The sequence below is a fragment of the uncultured Bacteroides sp. genome (assembly GCF_910586915.1).
Taxonomy (GTDB): domain Bacteria; phylum Bacteroidota; class Bacteroidia; order Bacteroidales; family Bacteroidaceae; genus Bacteroides.
This window is the reverse complement of sequence record NZ_CAJULN010000031.1, coordinates 1-24677: the sequence shown is the minus strand read 5'-3', so window position 1 is coordinate 24677 and position 24677 is coordinate 1. Positions and strand designations below refer to the sequence as shown.

At 48.9% G+C, this 24677-nt stretch carries 18 protein-coding genes, 1 pseudogene and 1 riboswitch; of the genes and pseudogenes, 9 read left to right on the top strand and 10 right to left on the bottom strand.

What is annotated here, in order from left to right; all coding sequences use genetic code 11:
* Window positions 1–322: 322 nt before the first annotated feature.
* Window positions 323–1597, bottom strand: coding sequence for a PCMD domain-containing protein (locus tag QZ331_RS10805; RefSeq protein ID WP_294630131.1), 1275 nt, complete (start codon window positions 1595–1597; stop codon window positions 323–325).
* Between the two features lie 231 nt (window positions 1598–1828).
* Complete coding sequence (locus QZ331_RS10800) at window positions 1829–4807, bottom strand: PEP/pyruvate-binding domain-containing protein (protein ID WP_294630129.1); 2979 nt, start codon at window positions 4805–4807, stop codon at window positions 1829–1831.
* Window positions 4808–5068: 261 nt separating this feature from the next.
* Between QZ331_RS10800 and gdhA the strand changes: the two genes are divergently transcribed.
* The 4 genes from gdhA (at window position 5069) to QZ331_RS10780 (ending at window position 10980) form a co-directional block, all read left to right on the top strand.
* Window positions 5069–6406: an NADP-specific glutamate dehydrogenase gene (gene gdhA, locus QZ331_RS10795; RefSeq protein WP_294630127.1), complete on the top strand. Its 1338-nt coding sequence runs from the start codon at window positions 5069–5071 to the stop codon at window positions 6404–6406.
* A gap of 247 nt (window positions 6407–6653) precedes the next feature.
* A complete protein-coding gene (locus QZ331_RS10790) occupies window positions 6654–7820 on the top strand; it encodes a Xaa-Pro peptidase family protein (protein WP_294630125.1) in 1167 nt (388 codons plus the stop codon).
* Window positions 7821–7867: 47 nt separating this feature from the next.
* Entirely contained in the window at window positions 7868–9430 is a 1563-nt protein-coding gene (locus tag QZ331_RS10785) for an arylsulfatase (RefSeq protein WP_294630123.1), read from the top strand.
* A 26-nt stretch (window positions 9431–9456) separates the two neighbouring features.
* Complete coding sequence (locus QZ331_RS10780; RefSeq protein ID WP_294630121.1) at window positions 9457–10980, top strand: arylsulfatase; 1524 nt, start codon at window positions 9457–9459, stop codon at window positions 10978–10980.
* Between the two features lie 69 nt (window positions 10981–11049).
* On the opposite strand, the gene QZ331_RS10775 is transcribed toward QZ331_RS10780, so the two are convergent.
* A complete protein-coding gene (locus QZ331_RS10775; protein WP_294630119.1) occupies window positions 11050–12483 on the bottom strand; it encodes an HD domain-containing protein in 1434 nt (477 codons plus the stop codon).
* An 86-nt stretch (window positions 12484–12569) separates the two neighbouring features.
* Between QZ331_RS10775 and QZ331_RS10770 the strand changes: the two genes are divergently transcribed.
* On the top strand, window positions 12570–13406 hold the full coding sequence (locus tag QZ331_RS10770; RefSeq protein WP_294630117.1) for a hypothetical protein: 837 nt from the start codon (window positions 12570–12572) through the stop codon (window positions 13404–13406).
* Window positions 13407–13425: 19 nt separating this feature from the next.
* On the opposite strand, the gene QZ331_RS10765 is transcribed toward QZ331_RS10770, so the two are convergent.
* From QZ331_RS10765 to ruvA, 3 genes are read right to left on the bottom strand one after another with little or no spacing between them, the layout of a single operon-like run.
* A complete protein-coding gene (locus QZ331_RS10765; RefSeq protein WP_294630116.1) occupies window positions 13426–13563 on the bottom strand; it encodes a hypothetical protein in 138 nt (45 codons plus the stop codon).
* A 3-nt stretch (window positions 13564–13566) separates the two neighbouring features.
* Window positions 13567–14559 carry a DUF3843 family protein gene (locus QZ331_RS10760; protein WP_294630115.1) on the bottom strand — a complete coding sequence of 331 codons (993 nt, stop codon included), beginning with the start codon at window positions 14557–14559 and terminating at the stop codon, window positions 13567–13569.
* Between the two features lie 2 nt (window positions 14560–14561).
* Window positions 14562–15164 (bottom strand): Holliday junction branch migration protein RuvA, encoded by a 603-nt coding sequence (gene ruvA / locus QZ331_RS10755; protein WP_294630113.1) that lies wholly within the window; start codon window positions 15162–15164, stop codon window positions 14562–14564.
* A 193-nt stretch (window positions 15165–15357) separates the two neighbouring features.
* Between ruvA and QZ331_RS10750 the strand changes: the two genes are divergently transcribed.
* The 4 genes from QZ331_RS10750 to nrdG all read left to right on the top strand — a co-directional run bounded on the left by QZ331_RS10750 (window position 15358) and on the right by nrdG (window position 20864).
* Window positions 15358–16257, top strand: coding sequence for a diaminopimelate dehydrogenase (locus QZ331_RS10750; RefSeq protein ID WP_294630111.1), 900 nt, complete (start codon window positions 15358–15360; stop codon window positions 16255–16257).
* A gap of 433 nt (window positions 16258–16690) precedes the next feature.
* On the top strand, window positions 16691–17482 hold the full coding sequence (locus QZ331_RS10745) for a DUF6261 family protein (RefSeq protein ID WP_294630109.1): 792 nt from the start codon (window positions 16691–16693) through the stop codon (window positions 17480–17482).
* Window positions 17483–17636: 154 nt separating this feature from the next.
* Window positions 17637–17824, top strand: a riboswitch (cobalamin riboswitch).
* 129 nt (window positions 17825–17953) lie between these two features.
* Window positions 17954–20347, top strand: a complete 2394-nt coding sequence (locus tag QZ331_RS10740; protein WP_294630107.1) for an anaerobic ribonucleoside triphosphate reductase — start codon at window positions 17954–17956, stop codon at window positions 20345–20347.
* Between the two features lie 19 nt (window positions 20348–20366).
* Window positions 20367–20864 carry an anaerobic ribonucleoside-triphosphate reductase activating protein gene (gene nrdG, locus QZ331_RS10735; protein WP_294630106.1) on the top strand — a complete coding sequence of 166 codons (498 nt, stop codon included), beginning with the start codon at window positions 20367–20369 and terminating at the stop codon, window positions 20862–20864.
* Window positions 20865–20981: 117 nt separating this feature from the next.
* Here the strand turns inward: nrdG and rseP are convergent, their stop codons facing one another.
* The 4 genes and pseudogenes from rseP to QZ331_RS10715 form a co-directional block, all read right to left on the bottom strand.
* Window positions 20982–22337 carry an RIP metalloprotease RseP gene (gene rseP / locus QZ331_RS10730; RefSeq protein WP_294630104.1) on the bottom strand — a complete coding sequence of 452 codons (1356 nt, stop codon included), beginning with the start codon at window positions 22335–22337 and terminating at the stop codon, window positions 20982–20984.
* Between the two features lie 33 nt (window positions 22338–22370).
* On the bottom strand, window positions 22371–23555 hold the full coding sequence (locus QZ331_RS10725) for a 1-deoxy-D-xylulose-5-phosphate reductoisomerase (RefSeq protein ID WP_294630102.1): 1185 nt from the start codon (window positions 23553–23555) through the stop codon (window positions 22371–22373).
* A gap of 2 nt (window positions 23556–23557) precedes the next feature.
* On the bottom strand, window positions 23558–24418 hold the full coding sequence (locus QZ331_RS10720; protein WP_294630100.1) for a M23 family metallopeptidase: 861 nt from the start codon (window positions 24416–24418) through the stop codon (window positions 23558–23560).
* Window positions 24419–24429: 11 nt separating this feature from the next.
* A pseudogene (locus QZ331_RS10715) lies at window positions 24430–24677 on the bottom strand (16S rRNA processing protein RimM); the annotation flags it as partial.

The window sequence follows — 24677 nt, the reverse complement described above, 5'->3', positions numbered from 1 at the left end:
CATTTGATTATGAATTATCACAATTTAAGAGGGATATTTTTGTTGACGACAATTTTATAACTATCTGAATTTCTTCACTTGAAAACAATGTAAGAAAAATTATCCAAACGCATATCAATCTATCTTTTATGAGAAAAGTTCCTGCAACTTATGTGTCATTCGCTCATTAAAATTATAGTTCCAATGAATTGACAGCATCGTTTTTTACTGAGGAAACCATAGCCTCTCTTAGATAAAACAAAAGTTTCAAACAGAAAAAAGGATGTGCCAATACTAAACTGACACATCCTTATATTATCTTAAGATTATAGCAAATAATTTATTATTCTGCTGTTAATTCAAAATTATCTACCATCAATACACTTCCCGGAGCACCCCAGAACTTATCACCATCCTTACTTGAAGAACAAATAATTGCAAAACGATACTTTTTATTTGCATCATATTCTTTCTTCCAAACAAAATCCAATTCAAATTCTTTCCAACTTTCTTGCTTTCCACCAAATAATTGTGCGATAGCAGCTACACGACTGGAAGTATAAATTCCATTTTCACCATCAACTCCTGTCAAACAGTCAGACAAATCTTCTTTATAATCTTCTGTTTCGTACAAAACGGCACTGATAGCAAACTCGTCTGTTTTACTTTCATCCAATACAGCTTCATGACAATGATCCTTATACGGAGTTTCGTTTACAATATAATATTCTTTACCTGGAGTGTATTTATACCATCCTTTTAATGAAACCGGTTTTTGTGAATAAGGAATCCCAAACTTAGTACTATTTAAAGTATTCATCATATCAGTAACAAAACTACCAATAAATAAACTTCCTGAAGTAACTTTAGGAACCATAACAAAACCCAAATTCTTGCCTTGTGTATCTACCGACTCTATTTTTACTGAAGAATTTCCAGAGCAAGCATCATCACTTTCTGTTACAGCATACCGATCCGTTAACTTAAACATTGAACGAAGAAGAAATACTCCTGTATTACTACTTGACCATCCTGTAGGTTCATAAAACATTAATCCTTCAGGCATTTCTGCTGGATCACCAGCAGCTACCCAAGTTTCAAAATCATAATAAGTCTTGTTCTTACCGCTTTCACCCTCTGCCAAACGTTCTCCATCAAAAACTACATCTACAATCTGATTTAAGGTCTCAACTGTTACACCTATTTGAATATTGATAGATTCACCTTTCACAGTACCATTAACAGAAGTAGGAAGTGTACCTAACACTTTACCAAATTCCGTTGTAAACGACAAATCTTTTTGTCCACTGAGTTCTTGCATTCCATCTTTTTCAACTACCGTACAAGGTACTTCAATATCACCGACCAACTGTCCAGCAAATGAAAAATCTTTCAAAGACAGCAATACTTGTGAATTTTGTTCTCCTGATTTAATAATTGATATCAATTGAGAAATCGGTTCAGCCGCACTTTCATCAATAGAAACAACTAAACGTCCCTGATAATCGCCACTTATATCAGTTACTTGTGCCAATTCTGTATCATCATCATTACTACATCCCGTAAATAAAGTTACAGAGCAAACGAGCATAAACAAATACAACAAACTTTTCTTCATAATTTTCATTGTTAGTTAATAATCTTTTTTCCGATAAAAAATCGGGTGCAAAGTAATGGCTTTGCATTCACCCTCACAAGGTCTATTCTTTGTATTTTATGTTCTATTTTTAAGATTCATACGTCATACTTCCCATTTTTAGCCCAAAAATGAGATAGATTTTTCAATATACACTTTTCAGTAGACATAGCGTAAGTGCTCAATCACTGAGCAAAAATCCCCCATGCTTTCTCACTTTTCACCTGCATCCGGCATCAGCACCACCCCATGTTTTTTCTTTCCGTCCATCTTGACAATCACAGGTCTTTCAAAGCGGACATGACGGAGGAATTTGGTTTCCATCACTGCCGGCTGCGCATTCAAGAACTCCTGGTTATAGACACCATCGTTCATAAAAGCATTGATAGTGAAGTAGCCTACTCCGAACGAAGTCAGGTTTTGAAAGAAATGCGTGCCCTGGCTGGGGTCTACACGATAGTTGGTCAGTCCGGCTTCCACAATTACGCGGGCGGCGGAGATGTGCGGCCACTTCACCGGAATACCCAACCATGTGTCGCTGCTTCCCCAGCGTCCCGGGCCGACAAGCACATAATTCCTGCCCTCGTTCAAGAACTGCTGGTTGATTTTCTCTATCTCCCAGGCAATAGCCTGATTGTTCGACGCACTGTAGCCGTCGGTCTTGACATAGACCACATCGCAGATATCGTTCATCACACCATGTCCTAACGAGTTGTAAGAACGGAGAATCGTCTCCTCGTCCGGTATCTCGTTCAAATCTTCGTCCAGAATTTCCTTGCTGTCTACGATGGGACGGATTTGCAGCAGATAGAACGTGCCCGTCTTATCCTGCTCGCGGCTCATCGTAGCGGCAAACTCAATCTCTACGGGACGGCGCATCTCCTGTTCTCCGTATTTCAACACCAACTGAAGGATACGTGCCAACGGGAAAACATCGTGTTGCAGGATATTGGCAAACGTGATTACTTTGCGTCCGCCCGGGTACAGGCCGTCACGGATAACCTGGTCGTACGGGTCGTATGTAGAAGCGATATAGCGCAAAGCACCGTCATTCTCCGCCTCCTTCACGTGGAGTTTCAAGAGGTTGAAGCCATCGTCGATAGAGAAATCATGCCCTGCGTTCTTCAAGTCCAAAGCATAAAAACGGGTTTGGGTCTCTTTCAGGGCTATTTCCATTTCGCTTGTCTGCAACACCTGGTTCGGATGATAAGGAGAGAAGCGGAGTGTCATACCACCGTCCACGATATACTTTCCCAATCCCAAAGCTAAGTTTACCGTTCCCTCTTCCGCTTTTTCATCGCCCAACGGATAGTAATTCAACGAACGCGCCACGCCCGACATGGAAGGATAATAGCGTTCGCCATACTGGTTACCCACCACCTCCTGCAAGATGACCGCCATCTTCTCCTGGTCGATAACATTCGAAGTGGCTTGCATATACGCTTTACTGTCACGGAAATAGACCGATGCATACACACCTTTGATGGCGTCGGAAAGCATACGCAACATTTCATAGCGGTCGTCCAGATAAGGAATCATATATGTATTGTAGATTCCGGCAAAGGGTTGATAATGCGAGTCCTCCAACAAAGAAGAAGAACGGATGGCAATCGGCGACTTCACCACATCAAAGAAAGTGAAGAAGTCCTCCACCAGTCTGTCGGGCAATTTCGCTTTGAGGAAATATCTCAGAATCGTATCGTCATCCGCATCCGAAAGGGCTATCTGATACAGATTATTGGTATCCATAAATTCGTCGAACACATCCGTACAGAGCACCACCGTCTTGGGAATCGCCACCCGTGCATTCTCGAATTCGTCAAATTCGGGATGCCGCTTCACCATATTGTCGATAAAAGCCAGTCCACGCCCTTTTCCGCCTAATGAACCGTCGCCGATGCGGGCAAAATTGGAATAACGGTCGAAACGGTCGCGCTTGAACACCGCCACGACTCCCTGGTTCTTCATCTTTCGGTATTTCACAATGGCTTCGAAGATGATGCGGCGATGGGCGTCCACATCCTGCAGACTGCTCCAGGTGATAGGCTTCAAAAACTCCGCCACAGGAAACATAGCCCGCGAATAGAGCCAGCGCGACACATGGTTGCGGCTGATATGGTAGAGGAAAGATTCAGCAGGCACGGCAAATAGGATGTTCTGCAACTCTTTCAAATTGCGTACGTGCGCTATCTCCTCTCCCGTCTCGGGATTGCGGAAGACGAAATCGCCGAAACCGAAGTTATCTGCAACGATACGACGCAAGTCGACGTCCATCTTCTTTGAGTTCTTATCAATAAAGCTCGCACCATATTTTGCCGCATAAGAATAGTTTTCCGATTCGGACGACTGGATAATCAAAGGTACAAACGGGTCGTTCTTCCGTATTTCGGCACATAGCTTGATACCAGCTAACCCGTCTTTCTCCCCGCGTTCCACCTTCGGGAAACGCACGTCGGTGATTACACCTAATATATTATTCTGATATTTGTGATAAATCTCCGTCGCTTCCTGATAGGTGCGCGCCAGCACAATCTTCGGACGTCCGCGCATACGAAGCGTACGCTGATGCGCATTCAGTGCTTCTGTAGAGAACTCCTGGCTTTGCTGCAACACAAACTTATACAGATTCGGCAGAATGGAAGAATAGAAGCGGATACCGTCTTCTACCAGCAGAATCAATTGCACGCCCACTTCCTGCACGTCATGTTCCAGATTCATCTTATCTTCCATCAGCTTGATGATGGATACCAACAAGTCGGTATTGCCCAGCCAGCAGAACACATATTCAAACGCGCTCAAATCTTCGTTGATAATCCGTTTCGTAATACCGTGGCTGAACGGTGTCAGGATAACGATAGGGATATGCTCGTATCTCTCCTTGATATGTCTTCCGATGTCAAAACTGTCGTTGTCTCCCGTGCTGGGCATACAAATCACCAGGTCGAACGACATATTTTCCAACTGCGCCAACGCCTCCTCTTCCGTAGACACCTGCGAAAACCGGGGCGGATAACGCAACGACAACGAGGTATATTCATTGAAAATCTTCTCGTCGATGCGTCCGTCATCTTCGAGCATGAAAGCATCGTAAGGATTGGCTATCAGCAACACATTAAAAATGCGCCGGGTCATCAGGTTGGCAAATTGCGTATCCTTGAAGTAAAGCTGGTTCAATTTGTATTTACTGAGCATATCATTGGTCTCCTTTCTTTATTCAAATTGTCATGCGTCATTAATGAGATGTTGCAAAGTTAATCCTTTCCGTCTCATTTTCCGCCTTCTCCGCCGACAAAGTTTGCCGTCCGCTTTCCGTACAGAGGCTCAAACGCTATCATTTTATCATTATTTAATCAAAATATTGGCATCCAAATAATCAACTTTCAAAAAATTACCTATATTTGCAGTTAGTTATTTGACATTTTATCAGAATTAACCCTTAAAAATAATAGTATCATGAACATTCAGAAAATCATGTCCTGTTTAGAGGCAAAGCATCCCGGTGAATCCGAATATCTTCAAGCAGTCAAAGAAGTGCTTCACTCCATTGAAGAGGTGTACAACCAGCACCCCGAGTTTGAAAAAGCTAAAATCATAGAACGGTTGGTAGAGCCCGACCGCATCTTCACGTTCCGCGTGACGTGGGTAGACGACAGAGGCGAGGTACAGACCAACCTCGGCTATCGCGTACAGTTCAACAACGCCATCGGCCCGTACAAAGGCGGCATTCGTTTCCATGCTTCCGTCAACCTTTCCATTCTGAAGTTCCTCGGTTTCGAACAGACCTTCAAGAACGCACTCACTACCCTGCCTATGGGCGGCGGCAAAGGCGGTTCCGACTTCTCTCCGCGCGGAAAGAGCAACGCCGAAATCATGCGTTTCTGCCAAGCGTTCATGTTGGAACTGTGGCGTCACCTCGGTCCCGATATGGATGTGCCCGCCGGTGACATCGGCGTAGGCGGACGCGAAGTTGGCTATATGTTCGGAATGTACAAGAAGCTGACCCGCGAATTTACAGGAACCTTCACCGGCAAAGGATTGGAATTCGGCGGTTCGCTGATTCGTCCCGAAGCTACCGGTTTCGGCGGTCTGTACTTTGTCAACCAGATGTTGCAGGCGAAAGGCATCGACATTAAGGGTAAGACAGTAGCCATCTCCGGATTCGGCAACGTTGCCTGGGGCGCAGCCACCAAAGCTACCGAATTGGGAGCTAAGGTCATCACCATCTCCGGTCCCGACGGATATATCTACGACCCGGACGGCATCAGTGGCGAAAAGATAGATTATATGCTCGAACTTCGTTCTTCGGGCAATGACATCGTTGCTCCTTATGCTGAAAAATACCCGAACGCCACCTTCGTGGAAGGCAAACGCCCGTGGGAAGTGAAAGCAGACATCGCACTCCCCTGTGCAACTCAAAACGAATTGAATGGAGAAGACGCTCAAAACCTTATCAATAACAATGTTCTTTGCGTCGGAGAAATATCCAATATGGGCTGTACGCCCGAAGCCATCGACCTGTTCATCGAACATAAGACGATGTATGCGCCGGGCAAGGCAGTCAACGCAGGCGGTGTTGCTACTTCCGGACTGGAAATGTCTCAAAACGCCATGCACCTTAGCTGGAGCGCTGCCGAAGTGGACGAAAAACTCCACACCATCATGCACGGTATTCATGCGCAATGCGTGAAATACGGTACGGAACCCGATGGATACATCAACTACGTGAAGGGTGCCAATATTGCCGGATTCATGAAAGTAGCTCACGCGATGATGGGACAAGGAGTTATTTAAATTAAAAATTGAAAATTGAGAAATAATTCTCAACTCTCAAATTTCAATTCTCGATTCTCAATTTATTTTAAGACTTTGTTTAGTTGTATTTGTATTTGTGGTTTGCGCTATTCGTCTCCTGCGAAGGACACGGGTAGCGCTATTTTTTTGAAATCCATTCCGTTTTCACTGGAATTAACTATCTTTGTGGCATCATAGGGTAACCTATTGTCCATACAAGAAATAATTATGTAACAAAACAATAAAGATGCTACAACCCGAATTGAAATTTCGCCGCGACAAGATTCGCAGCCTGATGGCGTCGCAAGGTATCGATGCTGCTCTTATCACTTGTAATACCAATCTTATTTATACGTATGGATGTGTAGTGAGTGGATATATCTACCTTCCTTTGCACTCACCCGCACTACTGTTTTTCAAACGCCCCAACAACATCATGGGCGAACACGCATTTCCTATCCGCAAACCAGAACAGATAGTCGACCTGCTGAAAGAACAGGGCTTGCCGATGCCGTCGAAGCTGATGTTGGAAGGCGACGAGCTTCCTTATACGGAATACTGCCGCCTGGCAAACCTGTTCCCCGAAGCGGAGGTGGTGAACGGAACTCCGTTGATTCGTCAGGCACGCAGCGTAAAAACCCACATCGAAGTCGAGCTGTTCCGCCGTTCGGGTATCGTTCATGCGAAAGCCTACGAACAGATACCGGGTGTCTACCGTCCCGGTATGACGGACATCGAGTTTTCCATCGAGATAGAACGTCTGATGCGCCTGCAAGGCTGCTTAGGTATCTTCCGCGTATTCGGACGAAGCATGGAAATCTTTATGGGAAGCGTGCTGACCGGAGACAATGCCGGCTATCCCTCTCCGTACGATTTTGCCTTAGGCGGTCAGGGACTCGACTCCGCCCTGCCGGGTGGCGCCAACAAAACCCCGTTGAAGGAGGGGCAAAGTGTCATGGTCGATATGGGAGGTAATTTCAACGGATATATGGGCGACATGAGTCGTGTGTTCTCCATCGGCAAGCTCTCCGAAGAGGCGTATGCGGCACACCAGGTCTGCCTCGACATCCAGGAGAAGATTGCAGCCATCGCCCGTCCGGGAGTTCCTTGCGAGGAGTTGTACAATGTTGCCATCGAGACAGTCACCGCCGCCGGATTTGCCGACAGGTTCATGGGAACCGGGCAGCAAGCCAAGTTTATCGGCCACGGTATCGGGCTCGAAATCAATGAAGCTCCGGTCATTGCCCCACGCATCAAGCAGGAGTTGGAACCGGGAATGGTGTTTGCCATCGAACCGAAAATCGTTCTGCCGGGTGTAGGTCCCGTGGGAATAGAAAACTCTTGGGTAGTGACCAACGAAGGCATCGAGAAACTGACGGTTTGCAACGAAGAGATTGTCGAGTTGAATCCATAAGCCGGAACCTTTCACATTATTCTTTATAAAACTTAATACCTAAAAAAATGAAACAACCTTTGATGCTAACCCTCTTATCCTCTGTTGCCTGCACCGCCAACGCAACAAGTAAAACTCCGGTAAGCGCCACATCAGAAAAGTCGAAAACTCCAAATGTCGTGTTCATCTACGCCGACGACCTCGGCTACGGAGACCTGCAATGCTATGGAGCTAAGAACGTGGAGACTCCCAACGTCAACCGACTGGCGAAATCGGGCATCCTCTTCACCAACGCACACGCCACAGCCGCTACCAGCACCCCTTCCCGCTACTCCATGCTGACAGGTGAATATGCATGGCGCAAGAAAGGTACGGATGTAGCAGCTGGAGATGCCGGAATGATTATCCGCCCCGAACAATACACAATGGCTGATATGTTTAAAAGTACAGGCTACACGACCGCCGCTATCGGCAAATGGCACTTAGGACTTGGCGATAAAACCGGTACACAGGACTGGAATGCTCCCTTGCCCTGCGCATTGGGCGACTTAGGCTTCGACTATCATTACATCATGGCAGCCACAGCCGACCGCGTCCCCTGTGTATTCATCGAAAACGGTAAAGTTGCCAACTACGACCCCAGCGCCCCCATCGAAGTGAGCTATATAAAGAACTTTAAAGGCGAACCCACCGGAAAAAGTAACCCCGAACTGCTCTATAACCAAAAGCCAAGCCACGGTCATGATATGTCCATCGTCAATGGTATCTCCCGCATCGGTTATATGAAAGGAGGCGGCAAGGCACTCTGGAAAGACGAGAACATCGCCGACTCACTCACCACCCACGCTATCCGTTTCATTGAGGAAAACAAAGAAAAACCGTTCTTCCTCTATTTCGCTACAAACGACGTACACGTACCTCGCTTCCCTCACGACCGTTTCAGAGGAAAGAATCCGATGGGTGTGAGAGGCGACGCCATCGTACAGTTCGACTATTGTGTCGGAGAAATCATGAACGCATTGGAAAAGCTGGGACTGAGAGAAAACACGCTCATCATCCTGTCGAGCGACAACGGCCCTGTTGTTGATGACGGATATGACGACAGAGCGGAAGAACTCCTCAACGGCCACAGCCCCGCCGGACCGTTAAGAGGTAACAAGTATAGTGCGTTTGAAGGCGGAACACGCGTTCCTGCCATCGTAAGCTGGCCTGCCGGCGTGAAGCAAGGAAAGACTTCCGACTTATTGGTGTCACAAATAGACTGGCTGGCTTCACTCGCCGCACTGACCGGAGCCGTCAAGCCCCAAAACACTGCACCGGATAGTTACAACTTCCTCGAAAGCTGGTTGGGCAAGGAGAAAAAAGACCGCCCCTGGGTCATCGAACAGGCTGCCAACCACACACTCTCCGTCCGCACCAAAGAGTGGAAATACATTGAACCGAATAACGGACCAAAGATGATTCAGTGGGGACCGAAGATTGAAACCGGAAACTCTCCAGAGCCGCAGCTATATAAAATGAAGGAAGTGAAAGAAGCAACCAACTACGCTTCTCAAAAACCTGAAAAAGTGGCGGAACTGCAAACGATTCTCCAAAACGTACGTGACGGAAAAGATATTATCAACCAGTAATTCACTTTAATTAACAGACCAACATCATGGATTACAAATCAATCTCAGTCATAGGTGGCACGCTGCTCTTATCCGCTCTGCCGGCCCATGCACAAAAAAAGAACACCCAACCGAACATCCTGTTCATCCTTTGCGACGACATGGGATACGGAGACTTGGGCTGCTACGGACAACCGTTCATACGTACTCCTCACTTGGATGCTATGGCAAACGAGGGCATACGTTTCACGCAAGCCTATGCAGGCAGTCCCGTCAGTGCCCCGTCGCGGGCGTCGTTCATGACAGGACAGCACAGCGGCCACTGCGAAGTGCGCGGCAATAAGGAATATTGGCGAAATGCTCCCACCGTCATGTATGGCAACAACAAAGAATATTCCGTTGTAGGACAACACCCTTACGACCCCGACCACATCATCCTGCCGGAAATCATGAAAGACAACGGCTACACAACAGGAATGTTCGGCAAATGGGCGGGCGGTTACGAAGGTTCCTGCTCCACTCCCGACAAACGGGGGATAGACGAGTATTACGGTTATATCTGCCAGTTCCAGGCTCACCTCTACTATCCCAACTTCCTCAACCGCTACAGCAAAGCATTGGGCGACACGGGTGTAGTACGTGTCACGATGGAAGAAAACATCAAATATCCGATGTACGGCCCCGAATACCAGAAGCGTTCGCAATACTCTGCCGATATGATTCACGAGAAGGCTATGGAATGGCTCGACCGCCAAGACGGCAAACAGCCTTTCTTCGGCGTACTGACCTATACGTTGCCTCATGCGGAACTGGTGCAGCCGGAAGACTCCATCCTGAACGAATACAAAGCCAAATTCAATCCGGACAAAGAATATGCAGGCAGTGAAGGCTCACGCTACAACGCCATCACGCACACTCACGCACAGTTTGCTGCCATGATTACCCGCCTCGACCACTATGTGGGCGAAGTGCTGCAAAAGCTGAAAGAGAAAGGATTGGACGAAAACACACTGGTCATCTTCTCCAGCGACAACGGTCCTCACGAAGAGGGCGGTGCCGATCCTACGTTCTTCGGCAGAGACGGCAAGCTGCGCGGTCTGAAACGCCAGTGTCACGAGGGTGGTATCCGCATTCCGTTCATCGCACGCTGGCCGGGACACGTCCCCGCCGGTCAGGTGAACGACCACATCTGCGCATTCTACGACTTGATGCCTACCTTCTGCGAAGTAGCCGGTATCAAAAACTACGAAAAGAAATACCGCAACAAGGAGAAAGAGGTGGATTATTTCGACGGAATCTCCTTCGCCCCGACATTGCTCGGCAAGAAGAAGCAGAAACAGCATGAGTTCCTCTACTGGGAGTTCAACGAAACCAACCAGATAGCGGTACGTATGGGCGACTGGAAGCTAATCGTGAAAAAAGGGAAACCTTTCCTCTACAATCTGCAAAACGATATTCATGAGGACAACGACATAGCGGCGCAACATCCGGACATTGTAGAAAAGATGAAAGCCATCATCTTTAAGCAACATACTCCGAATCCGCATTTCTCGGTGACGTTGCCCCAATAATTAAAGGAGGTATGTCATAACTGATTTTCCCCGCAGAATTCAAAGAATTCTGCGGGGATTTTTATTGCTCTAAATAACAGGCGCGAGTCCCATCCGCTTCGCCCGCTCCAACAGATAAGCACGCGCAGCTTCATACTCATTCGGAATCACCCCGTCCAGGATAGCATCCTTTATCGCACTTTTCAGCGCACCCACCTCGCGGCAAGGCTGCAAACCGAAGATTTCCATAATCTCCTCCCCACTCACAGGCGGCTGGAAATTGCGTATCCGGTCTTTTTTTTCCAAGTCTTTCAGCTTTTGGCGCACCAACTGGAAGTTGTTCAGAAAGCGTTGCTTGCGCTCCGTGTTCTTGGAAGTAATATCGGCTTCGCAAAGCATCATCAGGTCATCGATGTCATCTCCCGCTTCAAAGAGGAGACGGCGCACAGCCGAGTCGGTCACTACATCGTCTGCTATGACGATAGGCCGCATATGCAGGCTCACCAACTTCTGCACATATTTCATCTTCTCGTTCATGGGCAACTTCATCTTTCTGAAAATACCCGGAATCATCTTCTCGCCAATGAAATTATGGTTATGAAACGTCCATCCCACTCTCTGTTCCCAGCGTTTCGTGGCAGGTTTGGCAATGTCGTGCAGCAGTGCCGCCCAGCGCAGCCAAAGGTTATCGGTCTTTTTGCTGATGTTGTCCAGCACTTCGAGCGTATGGTAGAAATTATCCTTGTGCGACCGTCCGTTGCGCGTCTCTACCCCCTGCAAGGCGGCAAGCTCCGGAAAAATCAACGGCAGCAGTCCGCTACGGTCAAGGTCGATAAATCCTTTCGAGGGAATGGGCGAGAGGATAATCTTGTTCAGTTCATCGGCAATGCGTTCGCGGGAGATAATCTCAATGCGTTCGCGGTTGCGGCAGAGGGAGTCGAAGGTATCGTCGTCGATGTAAAAGCCCAACTGTGTGGCAAAACGTATGCAGCGCATCATGCGCAATGGGTCGTCGCTAAAAGTAATATCGGGGTCGAGAGGCGTACGAATGGTCTTTTCCTTCATGTCGTCCATACCACCGAAGGGGTCTACCAATTCGCCGAAACGGGTTTTGTTGAGACACACGGCAAGCGCATTGATGGTGAAATCGCGACGGTTCTGGTCGTCCTCCAGCGTGCCGTCCTCCACAATCGGCTTGCGCGAATCACGCTGATACGACTCCCTGCGTGCACCGACAAATTCCACCTCCGTGCCTTTATACTTCACCTGTGCCGTTCCGAAATTCTTAAAGACGGAGACGTGCGCTCCCCGTCCCAAACGTTTGCCGAGTGCTTCGGCCATAGCAATGCCACTGCCTACAACCACTACATCTATATCTTTAGAGGGACGTTGCAGAAAAATATCGCGCACATAACCGCCTACCACATAACACTCCAGTCCGAGCGCATCCGCCGTTTCGGCTATCTGTCCGAAAATGGGTTCGCCGAACTGCTGCTTCAATTCCTCCCGAGTCAACTCTATCATTTCTTTCTGTTATAAGTTTTAAGTGTGCAAAAGTACAAAAATAAGGGATATATTCGTACTTTTGCATCGTGTAAATAAAACTTGTGATGAAGAAACTGATAATCCTCTTTTGCGGCACGCTGACATTGGCTGCCTGCGGAAACGGGCTTGAAAAAAAAGCCAACGAGAAACTGACGGCTGCCACGGCTGCCTACGAACGCGGCGACTACGAAGAAGCCAAGTTGCAAATCGATAGCATCAAAATACTCTACCCCAAAGCCTTTGAAACACGCAAGGCGGGACAGGCCTTGATGCTCGACGTAGAGACAAAGATACAACAAAGAAAACTCGCTTGCCTCGACAGTGCGCTCCAAGCAAAGACCGCAGCATTCAATGCCATCAAAGACCGGTTCGTCCTTGAGAAAGACACCGAATACCAGCAGGTAGGCAATTACCTGCACCCTGCACAGACCGTCGAAAAGAACATAAACCGCTCTTTCCTCCGCTTCCAGACAGACGAAACAGGCTGCATGAGCATGACTTCCATCTATTGCGGAACCGGCAATATCCACCACATAAGCGTCAAAGTGATTGCCCCCGACGGCAGCTTTGCCGAAACTCCGGCTTCGCAAGACAGCTACGAGACCACCGACCTCCACACGAAAATAGAGAAAGCCAACTACCCGTCGGGAGCCGACGAAAACGTTATCGGCTTTATCAACCTCAACAAGGACAAGAATCTCCGCGTCGAATACCTCGGCGAACGCACCTACCGGACCACCATGAGTCCGACCGACCGCCAGGCCGCCGCAGCAGTGTACGAGTTGGCACAGATACTTTCTGCCATACAGCAGATTAAGAAAGAACAGGAAGAAGCCAATCTGAAAATCGGCTTTATCAACAAGAAGAAGGAACAGAAAGCGCAGGAGACGACAGCCGGGTAATACCGGCTGCGAGCTTTCCTCACTTTACCCTTCTATTCAACTGATTGTTTGCCTTTCCCGGCTTCGACTTCCCCACCCGTTTTCCGGAACTCTTCTTTTTAGAGGTTCCCGCCTTTGCCTTTCCGGCAAAAGGATTGTGATTTTTCTTTATCGGCATCGTTTACTCTCCTTCATAAAATTCGCCCAAGAACCAACGGGCGACAAAATCCCAGTTCTCCTGCAACAGCGCCTTTCCGTTCTCGAACGGGAACTGTGCATCCGGCAGCAGATTGTGTTCCATTCCATACTTCAACAAGTCGAACGGGCACAGTCCTTCTTCACAGAACATTTCATACGCCCCTTCCTCAGCCTCTTCGACACTATAAAACGGATTATTCTTATCAGCAAAAAACTGAGCGACATCAGGACCTATCAACACCCCTTTCGGATTGCCATAAACAACGAAATTATCGAACTCCGCCAAATCCGGCAACAAAGCATCTTTCTCATCTTCCCACTTCAACGAATTTACAAAGAAGAATTTCAGCGCATTGTATGAACCAAAGAACATGAGCGGTTCTCCATTACTTGCCTCTAAGAAACGTTCCACATTCGTCGGCATCTTCTCTCCCGGTAAAGCCACCGGAAGAGGTTCGCGTTTCTTCCGCATCAACTCCGTCTCCATCATCCAGCCCGGAGCAAGGTGTTCGCTGATAGGAGCCGATTCGAAAACAGCGTCCAAGCGTTCGTAAAGCACCCCCGCAAACTCCAGCAAATCCTTGTCCATCGGATTCTCCACCCAGTCGAAATCATCACCGACCGGCGAATTGATAGCCCACAGCAAGAAAGCGATGTCCTCACGGTTGATTTCATCCGGCAAATAGTCCTCAGACAATGGATAGAACGGCAGGTAACGATCGTAATTCTCCTTATGCCAATGAATGAACTCCCGCCAGTTCCCCGCGTCCGCCACGCAATCTTCCAGGTACAGAGCACACGACAAAGCCACCCGTCGCTGGTCTTCCACCATTTCCCTGCCTTGATACATATAAGAGTTCGCCACCAACGGCAACAGTTCGTTTACCAGATTAAGATACCATTCATCCGTAGCCGTCACCTTCGCACGACCATGCACCTCAGTCCATGCCCGCATATAAATCTTCTGTTCCTTCATCGTTACAATCTTTTCAAAGCCAATTTTATCACTTTTTCCACCGGAGCGTCCGGCTCTTCCTTCAAGATTGCCGTCACGACCTTCTGCGAAGGCGCCGTGGCAAAGCCGAGCATGGTCAAGGCGGCGACAGCCTCCTCCTGCACCTCCGCGTTGGCGGGTTGCAGCAGCATACCTCCCGCACCGGAAGCGGCGGCAGATGCTCCTGCGGTCTTGATTTTATCCTTCAGGTCGACAATGATGCGTTGTGCCGTTTTCAGCCCGATGCCTTTCACCGTCTTGAGCAGGTTGGCGTTTTCGGTGCTGATGACGTTCACCAATTCGGCAGGCGAAAGCGCGGAAAGAATCATGCGCGCCGTATTTCCTCCGATGCCCGACACGGAAATCAGCAGCAGGAAAATCTCCCGCTCCTGCTTGTCGGCAAAGCCATAGAGCACATATGCATCTTCCCGAATCGCTTCGTAAATATACAACTTACAGTTTTTCTTTCCCTGAATGGCCGAATAGGTGTTCAGGGAGATATTGGCGGCGTATCCCACCCCGTTGCAGTCGATTACCGCGGTTGCCGGACTGAGTTCGGCAAGTTCGCCTCTAATGTATTCTATCATAACGAGAACAAAGATAAAACTTTCTTGCCACAGATTGCACAGGTTTTCTCAGATTATTCTTCCGGTGTGCGTATGGAAGACGAAGAATAATAAAAAAAATAAAAATATTAAAGGCAGTGAGTCGCAGTTAGTAGTAAAATGCATACTTTTGCAGCCAAAATAAAGAAATTTGTACACTAAAAGCAATAAAACAATGAAAAAAGTAAGAGCAGCCATCGTAGGTTATGGCAATATCGGACATTATGTACTCGAAGCGTTGCAGGCAGCCCCCGACTTTGAAATAGCGGGTGTAGTACGCCGTGCAGGGGCCGAGAACAGACCGGAAGAACTGGCAAACTATGCAGTGGTAAAGGATATCAAGGAACTGGAAGGGGTAGACGTAGCCATTCTCTGCACGCCCACGCGCAGCGTTGAGCAATATGCGAAAGAGTACTTGGCAATGGGTATCAATACTGTCGACAGTTTCGATATCCACACGGGCATCGTCGACCTTCGCCGCACGTTGGACGCTGCCGCCAAAGAGCACAAAGCCGTGTCTGTCATCTCCGCAGGCTGGGACCCGGGAAGCGACTCCATCGTACGCACGATGCTCGAAGCCATCGCCCCGAAAGGCATCACTTACACCAACTTCGGCCCAGGCATGAGCATGGGACACACCGTAGCCGTGAAAGCTGTGGAAGGTGTGAAGGCAGCACTTTCGATGACCATCCCTACCGGCACGGGAATCCACCGCCGCATGGTGTATATCGAACTGAAAGAGGGATATGAATTTGAGAAGGTAGCCGCCGCCATCAAGGCCGACCCCTACTTCGTGAACGACGAGACACACGTGAAACTCGTGCCCAGCGTAGACGCGCTACTCGATATGGGACACGGCGTGAACCTGACCCGCAAGGGTGTATCGGGAAAAACGCAGAACCAGTTGTTTGAATTCAATATGCGCATCAACAACCCCGCACTGACCGCACAGGTGTTGGTATGCGTGGCACGCGCTTCGATGCGCCAGCAGCCGGGATGCTACACGATGGTGGAGATTCCGGTCATCGACCTCCTTCCGGGCGACCGCGAAGAGTGGATCGGACACTTGGTATAATCTCTTTCTTCTCTTTATGAGCAGAGACAAGGCGGTGGAGGCACAAACTCACCGCTTTGTTTTTATATGATTTTGGCTAACACTCCGCGTTTGAGAAGTTACAATACCAACCGACTTTCCTCACAGAAAAAACAGACAGCAAACCCCGTTTCCAGCCCCATTCCCCCCTCCGCCAAAGAAAAAACGCCTTCTCCTGCATAATTCCCCTCCGGAAACGCCAAGAATCAAAAGATTATACCTATATTCGCTTCCGAAATACGCCAGAAACATTGTTTCCTGTTTCTTTCCATACGGAAATATGCTAAAAGCAGCGTCTCCAGCTTGTTTCAGGGAGAAAACAACGTGGAAACGCCGTATCCGGTCCCTCCCTTATCCGTGGCAGTGCCCTGCACGCCGTTTCCGCCTATATCCACCATTTAAAATCGAGAAAAACATGAAAGAAATCTCTACCATCAGTCTGGAGCGCATGAACAACGGCGCACACTTCCTCTACGTGAGCAACATCCTGGCACGTGCCGAAGCCGACGCGAAAGTGAACACCAAAGCCGCCGCACAGGTAGCCGCACTGAAAGCCGCCGTGGCACAGGAAGACAAAGACCTGAAAATCTCGCAGAAAAGCCTGCTGACGGACGACATCGCCAAAGCAGACGCCGAGCGCGACGCCCTCTACAGCGGTTACAAGAAAGCCGTCGCGGGCTTCCTCAACCTCCCCGTCGAAGCCATTGCGCAAGCCGCCAAAGTGCTCAACCAGCACATCAAGGACTACGCCATCGACCCCAAAATGCAGCTCGACCGCGAGACGGGACTCCTGCTGAACCTCATCACCGACCTGGAAGGAAAATACAAGCCGGAAGTGGAAACCCTCTCGCTCACCCCATTCGTCACCAACCTGAAAGCGGCGAACGAACGTGTCCGCACGCTCACCGCAAGCCGCACCGACGAGAAAATGGGCATCACGGTGGGCGCGTTGAAAACCTCACGCAAGGCATCGGACGATGCTTACCGTATGCTGGTGAAAATGGTGAACGCCCTGGCGCTCGTGGAGGGAGAAATGGATTACGTGCCGTTCATCGACTACGTGAATGCGGAAATCGTTCATTACAAACGTGAGGTGCTCGGTCAGAAAGCCACAGCCGCCGACACCACGGGCGGAAATGACAGCGGAAATACCGGAGGAAACACAGGCGGTCCCGATGACGGAGAAACGCCCGACCCGGGACTCTGATAAAACTCTATTTTGCAGATTCAAACCAGGCAATGAAATGCACGATTTGAATCTGCATTTTCTCAACCGAACAAACACTTTCTATATCAGACAGAAAGAAAAGTTTCCCGAAATTTTAATGTTAAAAGGTGAGTGAGATATTGGATTATCTTCTATCTTTGTAGCCGTTTTCGGAACTAAAAAGAGGTTTAGTCAATGAGGGAACGCTGTGCAAATCGGCGACAGTACCCGCTGCTGTAATTCTCTGTGAATCCGCACACTATGTCACTGCGCCGTCAGGTGTGGGAAGACGCTGCGAGGGAGGGATAAGTCAGAAGACCTGCCGGAAAGAATTGAGAATTGGGAATTGAGGATTAAAAAATTAAAGACCGGCTATACGAAACGCCTGCATGATTATCGGATTCTCTTTCTTCATTTTTCAATTTTTAATTTTCAATTATTAATTTATTAAAGCTTTCGGGAGTTAAAGTTATGAACTACGCGGAAATTTGCATCATCAAACGCGATGGCAAAAGAGAAGATTTCTCTATCAGTAAAATCAAGAATGCAATCAGCAAGGCGTTCTATGCAACGGGAATTCAGGATGAACAGCAGTTGGTGGCTGACATCACGATGAATGTTATCAGTCAATTTGCCACTCCTACGATTACCGTAGAAGAGATTCAAGACTTAGTGGAAAAGGAACTGATGAAGGTCAGACCGGAAGTAGCTAAGAAATACATCATCTATCGCGAATGGCGGAACACCGAACGGGACAAGAAAACCCAGATGAAGCACGTGATGGACGGTATCGTTGCCATCGACAAGAATGACGTCAACCTGAGCAACGCCAACATGAGCAGCCACACTCCTGCCGGACAGATGATGACTTTCGCATCCGAAGTGACCAAAGATTATACGTACAAATATCTGTTGCCGAAGCGTTTTGCCCAAGCACACCAGTTGGGCGACATCCACATCCACGATTTGGATTACTATCCGACCAAGACGACGACCTGCATCCAGTATGATATGGACGACCTTTTTGAACGCGGCTTCCGCACGAAGAACGGCAGCATCCGCACTCCGCAAAGCATTCAGAGCTACGCAACGCTGGCAACCATCATTTTCCAGACCAACCAAAACGAGCAGCACGGAGGACAGGCGATTCCCGCCTTCGACTTCTTCATGGCGAAAGGAGTGGCGAAGTCTTTCCGCAAGCACATGGCCTCGTTCATCAATTTTTATATGGCGATGGAAAACGGCAGCCAGGCGGACGAGAAGGCAATCCGCACGCTTATCAAGGAATATATGCCATCTATCAAGCCTACCGAAACGGAACGCGAAACGCTACGCATCGCTTTGATAGCACTGCAAATCATCATAGACAAGGAGCACCTGGCACGCATCACGGAGAAGGCCTACCAACAGACCCGCAAGGATACACATCAGGCAATGGAAGGATTTATCCACAACCTGAACACGATGCACTCGCGCGGCGGCAACCAGGTGGTGTTCAGTTCCATCAACTACGGTACAGACACCTCCGCCGAAGGCAGAATGGTAATCGAGGAATTGTTGAAAGCCACCATCGAAGGCTTGGGCACACGAGGCGAAGTGCCTGTATTCCCGATTCAGATTTTCAAGGTGAAAGACGGAGTATCTTACTCGGAGAAGGACTTTGAGAAAGCAATGAAAGCGGAGAACATCGAAAATGCGATGAAAGACCGTTACGAAGCTCCCAACTTCGACCTGCTGCTAAAGGCTTGCCAAACTACGGCGAAAGCATTGTTCCCGAATTTCATGTTCCTCGATACCCCTTTCAACACGAACGAGAAATGGAAAGCCGACGACCCGAAACGTTACATCTACGAACTGGCGACAATGGGTTGCCGTACGCGCGTGTTTGAGAATGTGGCAGGCGAAAAGTCGTCTTTGGGACGGGGAAACCTTTCTTTCACGACGCTGAATATGCCGAGACTCGCCATCGAAGCGCGTATCAAGGCGGAGAACTTAGTAGTAGACGAACGAAACACGGAAGCCGTCGAGCAAAAAGCGAAAGAGATTTTTATCGAATCGGTACGACAGATGGCTACCCTGGTGGCCGAGCAGCTTTACGAGCGTTATCAGTATCAGCGCACGGCGCTGGCACGCCAGTTCCCGTTCATGATGGCAAACAACGTGTGGAAAGGCGGCTCCGAACTGAACCCGAACGAACAGGTGGGCGACGTACTGCGTAGCGGCACATTGGGAATCGGTTTTATCGGCGGACACAATGCGATGGTGGCTCTCTACGGTCAAGGTCACGGCCATAGCCGGAAGTCGTGGGACACGCTGTATGAGGCGGTGATGGAAATGAACAAGGTGGCAGAAGAATACAAGGAGAAACACAATTTGAACTATTCGGTATTAGCCACTCCCGCCGAAGGACTTTCAGGACGTTTCACGAAGATGGACCGCCGGAAATACGGAAAAATCCCCGGTGTGACAGACCGCGATTATTACATAAACTCTTTCCACGTAGACGTAAAAGAGCCCATCAGCATCGTCGAGAAAATCAAACGGGAAGCTCCTTTCCACGCCATCACCCGTGGCGGACACATCACGTATGTGGAGTTGGACGGCGAAGCGCAGAAGAACATACGTGCCATCGCCAAGATTGTGAAAGTGATGCATGACGAAGGAATCGGCTACGGCTCCATCAATCATCCGGTAGATACTTGCCACAGTTGTGGTTACAAAGGGGTGATTTTCGACAAGTGTCCGGTGTGCCGAAGTGAAAACATTCTCCGTATGCGCCGCATCACCGGCTATCTGACAGGCGACCTCAACTCTTGGAACTCTGCCAAACGGGCGGAAGAAAAAGACCGCGTAAAACACTTGTAAAGTCCTATCCCTATTGACAATGAGTACGTTCGACTCCCAACTTTCGGCTCTCAACTTATTGGGGACTTATCCCGAAACGATAGTGGACGGCACAGGCATCCGGTATTCCATTTATCTTGCCGGATGCTCTCATCACTGCCACGGCTGCCACAATCCGGAAAGTTGGAATCCGCAGGCGGGAGAACCGTTGACGGAAGAGAAGGTTGTGTCCATCATCAGGGAGATTCGGGCGAATCCGTTGCTTGACGGAGTGACGTTCTCCGGCGGAGATCCTTTCTTTCATCCGGAAGCGTTTCTGTTGCTTGCCAAACGGGTGAAAGAGGAGACGGGAATGAATGTGTGGTGCTACACCGGCTATACGTATGAAGAGATTCAGGCGGAAGCAAGGCTAAGGGCTGTTCTCCCATACATTGATGTATTGGTGGACGGGCGTTTTGAGCAGTCGCTCTTTTCTCCTTATTTAGAGTTCCGTGGCAGCAGCAATCAACGGATTCTGAGGTTAAAACAAACTGATTAAAAGACTACATTCACTTCATTCGGCAGTAACAATGAGCAAAAAACAAATTCCCCTCCTCTTTCCGGAAAGAGGAGGGGAATTTGTTTTTTTACAGGCGATGCTGTTCTTATATCATTCTCAGAAGAAGAATCTCAACACATCATTGAAGTTTGCCCAAATCAGCAGCGCGAAGAGCAGCACCATACCGGTCATCTGGGCGTATTCCATGAACTTGTCGCTCGGTTTGCGACGGGCTATCATCTCGTAGAATAGGAAAAGCACATGACCGCCGTCCAATGCGGGGATGGGCAGAATATTCATAAACGCCAAAATAATGGAAAGGAAAGCCGTCATATACCAGAACTGATGCCAATCCCACGTAGGGGGGAAGATGCTTCCAATCGTTCCGAAACCACCCAACTGCTTGGCGCCTTCTTTAGAGAAGAGGTATTTCATGTTGCCGACATAGCCTTTCAACGTCTTGATACCAAGCGAAACACCTGCGGGGAAGGATTCGAGGAACGTATATTGTTTCTTCACCATCGGCAGCAGACGTTCTGTCTCCAGACAGGCGATTACACCCATTCTATAGGCAGAATCGACACGCATACTTACCGTATCCGTTACGTTGTTGCGCACATACGTCAGAGTGATACGACGAGGGTCGACGTTTTCTTTGAGCAAGGCTGCTTCGTTCTGCTTACGCTCTTCCATCGCCTCCTTGAAATCGGAGAAAGAAATTGTTTTTCCGTTCAACTCGATGATGCTGTCGCCCGGCTGGAGACCTGCCTGTGCGGCGGGAGAATTCACGGTTACGCTGTCTATAACATACGGAAAACGGTAGGAAGCAAAGCGCACACTGTCTGCCAACAGACGTTGCATCAGGTCTTCGGGAATCGCAATAGACGACCTTGCACCCAAACGGAGCACCGTTACTTCGCGAGCCTCGACAATCTGGCTCAGCATATCGCCGTCGTAACGTTCAAAAGGAACACCGTCGGCAGAGAGCAGGATATCACCGTCGCGGAAACCGACTGCTTTGGCAGTTTCGTTGAAATCCATACCGTGGGGAACTTCCTGTATCTTTATGTATTGGTCGCCCCAAGCGAACAGAATCATCGAGTAGATGAACAGTGCCAGCAGGAAGTTGAACAATACGCCGCCCACCATAATCAGCAGACGTTGCCAAGCCGGTTTGGAGCGGAACTCCCACGGCTGCTCGGGCTGTTTCATCTGTTCGGTATCCATCGACTCGTCAATCATGCCGGCTATCTTCACATAGCCGCCCAACGGCAACCATCCGACGCCGTATTCCGTTTCACTATTCTTGGGTTTGAACTTAAACAGGGTGAACCAGGGGTCGAAGAATAAGCAGAATTTTTCTACACGCACCTTAAACAAACGGGCAAAGAGAAAATGCCCGCCTTCGTGAATGATGACGAGCAGCGAAAGGCTCATTATCAGTTGCAGGGCACGAATCAAAAATGTTTCCATATTTACTTTTTTACTATTTACGGGTTATTTTATTCAGAGACTTTGCCAGCTCACCAGCTCGGAAGCGATTCTGCGGGCTTCCGCATCGGTGGCTACATAGTCGTCGTATGTGGGATTCGCTATAAACGCGGCTTGTTCCATTGTTTTTTCTATCACACGGCTCATACCGAGGAAGCTGATACCGTCTTTCAGGAAAGAGGCTACCACCACTTCGTTGGCGGCGTTGACGATACAGGGCATATTGCCGCCCCTGTACATGGCTTCATAGGCCAGGGCGAGGTTGCGGAACCGCTCCGTATCGGGCTGCTCGAACGTCAGGCTGGTACACTTGGCAAAGTCGAGACGGTCGAAAGAGGAACAGATGCGGTCGGGGTAAGAGAACGCATACTGGATAGGCAGGCGCATATCGGGCATACCCAACTGTGCCTTCACCGCACCATCTTCAAACTGTACCATCGAGTGGATGACGGATTGCGGATGCACCACTACTTCAATCTGCTCGGGACGAACGCCAAACAACCATTTGGCTTCGATTACCTCAAAACCTTTGTTCATCATGGAAGCGGAATCGATGGTTATCTTCGCTCCCATCTCCCAGTTGGGATGCTTCAAGGCTTGCGTCTTAGTCACAGACTTGAGCTGCTCAAGCGTACAAGTGCGGAAAGGGCCACCCGAAGCGGTGAGTATCACCTTCTCTATCGGATTGCCCATCTCTCCTACCAAACACTGGAAAACGGCGGAATGTTCGGAATCGACCGGCAGAATCGGTGTGCGGTATTGCTGCGCCAACTGATTAATCAGTTCGCCCGCCACGACCAGCGTCTCTTTGTTTGCCAGTGCGATGGCTTTTCCGGCACGGATGGCGTTGATGGTCGGTTTCAGTCCGGCGTAGCCTACCATTGCCGTGAGCACCATGTCGATAGGTGCAGCCTCCACTACCTGGCAGATGGCCTCGATTCCCGCATACACTTTAATAGGCAAGTCGCTCAGCGCCTCTTTCAGTTCGGGATACTTGGATTCGTTAGCTATCACGACCACTTCGGGCTGGAACTTCCGTGCCTGGGCAATGAGAAGTTCGACGCGGTTGTTGGCCGTCAGCGCATAGGCTTCGTACAGGTCGGGATGTTCTTCGATGACCTGCAACGCCTGTGTACCGATAGAGCCGGTAGAGCCTAAGATGGCTATTTGTTTCTTCTTTTTATTCGTTTCTATATTCATTGTTAAAATACAATATATTTCTCCGGATTCACCGGCTGACCTTTGTACCAAAGTTCAAAATGCAGGTGCGGACCTGTGCTAAGGGTTCCGCTATTGCCTACCAGTGCGATGGCTTCGCCCCCTTTCACATGATCGCCCTCTTTCTTGAGCAGTGAACCGCAATGCTTGTAGATTGATATGAAATCCTGCTTATGCTGCACACCGATGAGATAGCCTGTTTCGGCGGTATATGCGCTCAGGATAACGGTTCCGTCCATTGTAGCCAGCACGCTTTCGTTAGGGTTGGCGGCAATGTCCGTGCCGAAATGTTTCTTTTCCACGTTGAAATGGGCGGAAACCATTCCACGAGTAGGACGGTAGAAGTTGAGCCCCATTACATCCGGCTGGGAAGCAATGGACGACAGGTTGTACTTCTCGCTCTCCTCATACTGGCGGCGGAATTCCTCTTCGCGTTTGGTGCGTTTCATCAAGGTATCCTCACGGACGGCGGTGAGCGAATCGAGCGTCTGCACACTGTCAATGGGGACTTTGCCGCTGAAGATATCCTGAATGTTCATTATATATAGATTCTGCCGGTTGAGAACCGCTTGCAAAGAGTCCACACGCAAGGCATTAGCAACAACCTGGGAGCGGACTTCGCTGTTCATATAGCCCGGAAGGTAGTTGCGCAAAGGAGTAAAGGCGATGATACAGGAGGCAATCAGGAAGAGCACTGCCAGCACGCTGAGCAGCACCGAAAGCCCGTTGAGTTTGGAGACATGAAGTCCCACAATTTCTTCAAGTGTATTCTCATTGACAACAGTCAGTTTATACTTGAACTTGAAATTTTTCCAAAAAGCTCTGCTACGTCTTTTCTTTGGCATCTTCAAGGTGATTAAAAAGTTAAAGTGTCCTCTGTTTCCAGTTCATCCAAGTTCAGCAGCCCTTCGGGAAGTTCCACAGTAATGCTCTTTCGCTCCCGGTCTATACCTAAGATAAACTCTTCCTGCGCGGGAACCAACAGCTCTCCGCCATCTTCTCTTTCGACAATGAAAAGGATATTGACGGTGGCCGTATCGACGTCTGCCACTTCACCTAAATAACCGGAGTGGACGTCATCCATGCGGAAACCGATAAAGAAGT

Bases quoted from the DNA above. Each gene is read 5' to 3' on its own strand.
- gdhA (WP_294630127.1), top strand. From the start codon at position 5,069: ATGAACATTCAGAAAATCATGTCCTGTTTAGAGGCAAAGCATCCCGGT.
- QZ331_RS10780 (WP_294630121.1), top strand. From the start codon at position 9,457: ATGGATTACAAATCAATCTCAGTCATAGGTGGCACGCTGCTCTTATCC.
- QZ331_RS10765 (WP_294630116.1), bottom strand. From the start codon at position 13,563: ATGCCGATAAAGAAAAATCACAATCCTTTTGCCGGAAAGGCAAAGGCG.
- rseP (WP_294630104.1), bottom strand. From the start codon at position 22,337: ATGGAAACATTTTTGATTCGTGCCCTGCAACTGATAATGAGCCTTTCG.
- QZ331_RS10720 (WP_294630100.1), bottom strand. From the start codon at position 24,418: ATGCCAAAGAAAAGACGTAGCAGAGCTTTTTGGAAAAATTTCAAGTTC.
- ruvA (WP_294630113.1), bottom strand. From the start codon at position 15,164: ATGATAGAATACATTAGAGGCGAACTTGCCGAACTCAGTCCGGCAACC.
- QZ331_RS10760 (WP_294630115.1), bottom strand. From the start codon at position 14,559: ATGAAGGAACAGAAGATTTATATGCGGGCATGGACTGAGGTGCATGGT.
- QZ331_RS10805 (WP_294630131.1), bottom strand. From the start codon at position 1,597: ATGAAGAAAAGTTTGTTGTATTTGTTTATGCTCGTTTGCTCTGTAACT.
- QZ331_RS10725 (WP_294630102.1), bottom strand. From the start codon at position 23,555: ATGAATATAGAAACGAATAAAAAGAAGAAACAAATAGCCATCTTAGGC.
- QZ331_RS10770 (WP_294630117.1), top strand. From the start codon at position 12,570: ATGAAGAAACTGATAATCCTCTTTTGCGGCACGCTGACATTGGCTGCC.
- QZ331_RS10745 (WP_294630109.1), top strand. From the start codon at position 16,691: ATGAAAGAAATCTCTACCATCAGTCTGGAGCGCATGAACAACGGCGCA.
- QZ331_RS10790 (WP_294630125.1), top strand. From the start codon at position 6,654: ATGCTACAACCCGAATTGAAATTTCGCCGCGACAAGATTCGCAGCCTG.
- QZ331_RS10750 (WP_294630111.1), top strand. From the start codon at position 15,358: ATGAAAAAAGTAAGAGCAGCCATCGTAGGTTATGGCAATATCGGACAT.
- QZ331_RS10785 (WP_294630123.1), top strand. From the start codon at position 7,868: ATGAAACAACCTTTGATGCTAACCCTCTTATCCTCTGTTGCCTGCACC.
- QZ331_RS10800 (WP_294630129.1), bottom strand. From the start codon at position 4,807: ATGCTCAGTAAATACAAATTGAACCAGCTTTACTTCAAGGATACGCAA.
- QZ331_RS10740 (WP_294630107.1), top strand. From the start codon at position 17,954: ATGAACTACGCGGAAATTTGCATCATCAAACGCGATGGCAAAAGAGAA.
- QZ331_RS10775 (WP_294630119.1), bottom strand. From the start codon at position 12,483: ATGATAGAGTTGACTCGGGAGGAATTGAAGCAGCAGTTCGGCGAACCC.
- nrdG (WP_294630106.1), top strand. From the start codon at position 20,367: ATGAGTACGTTCGACTCCCAACTTTCGGCTCTCAACTTATTGGGGACT.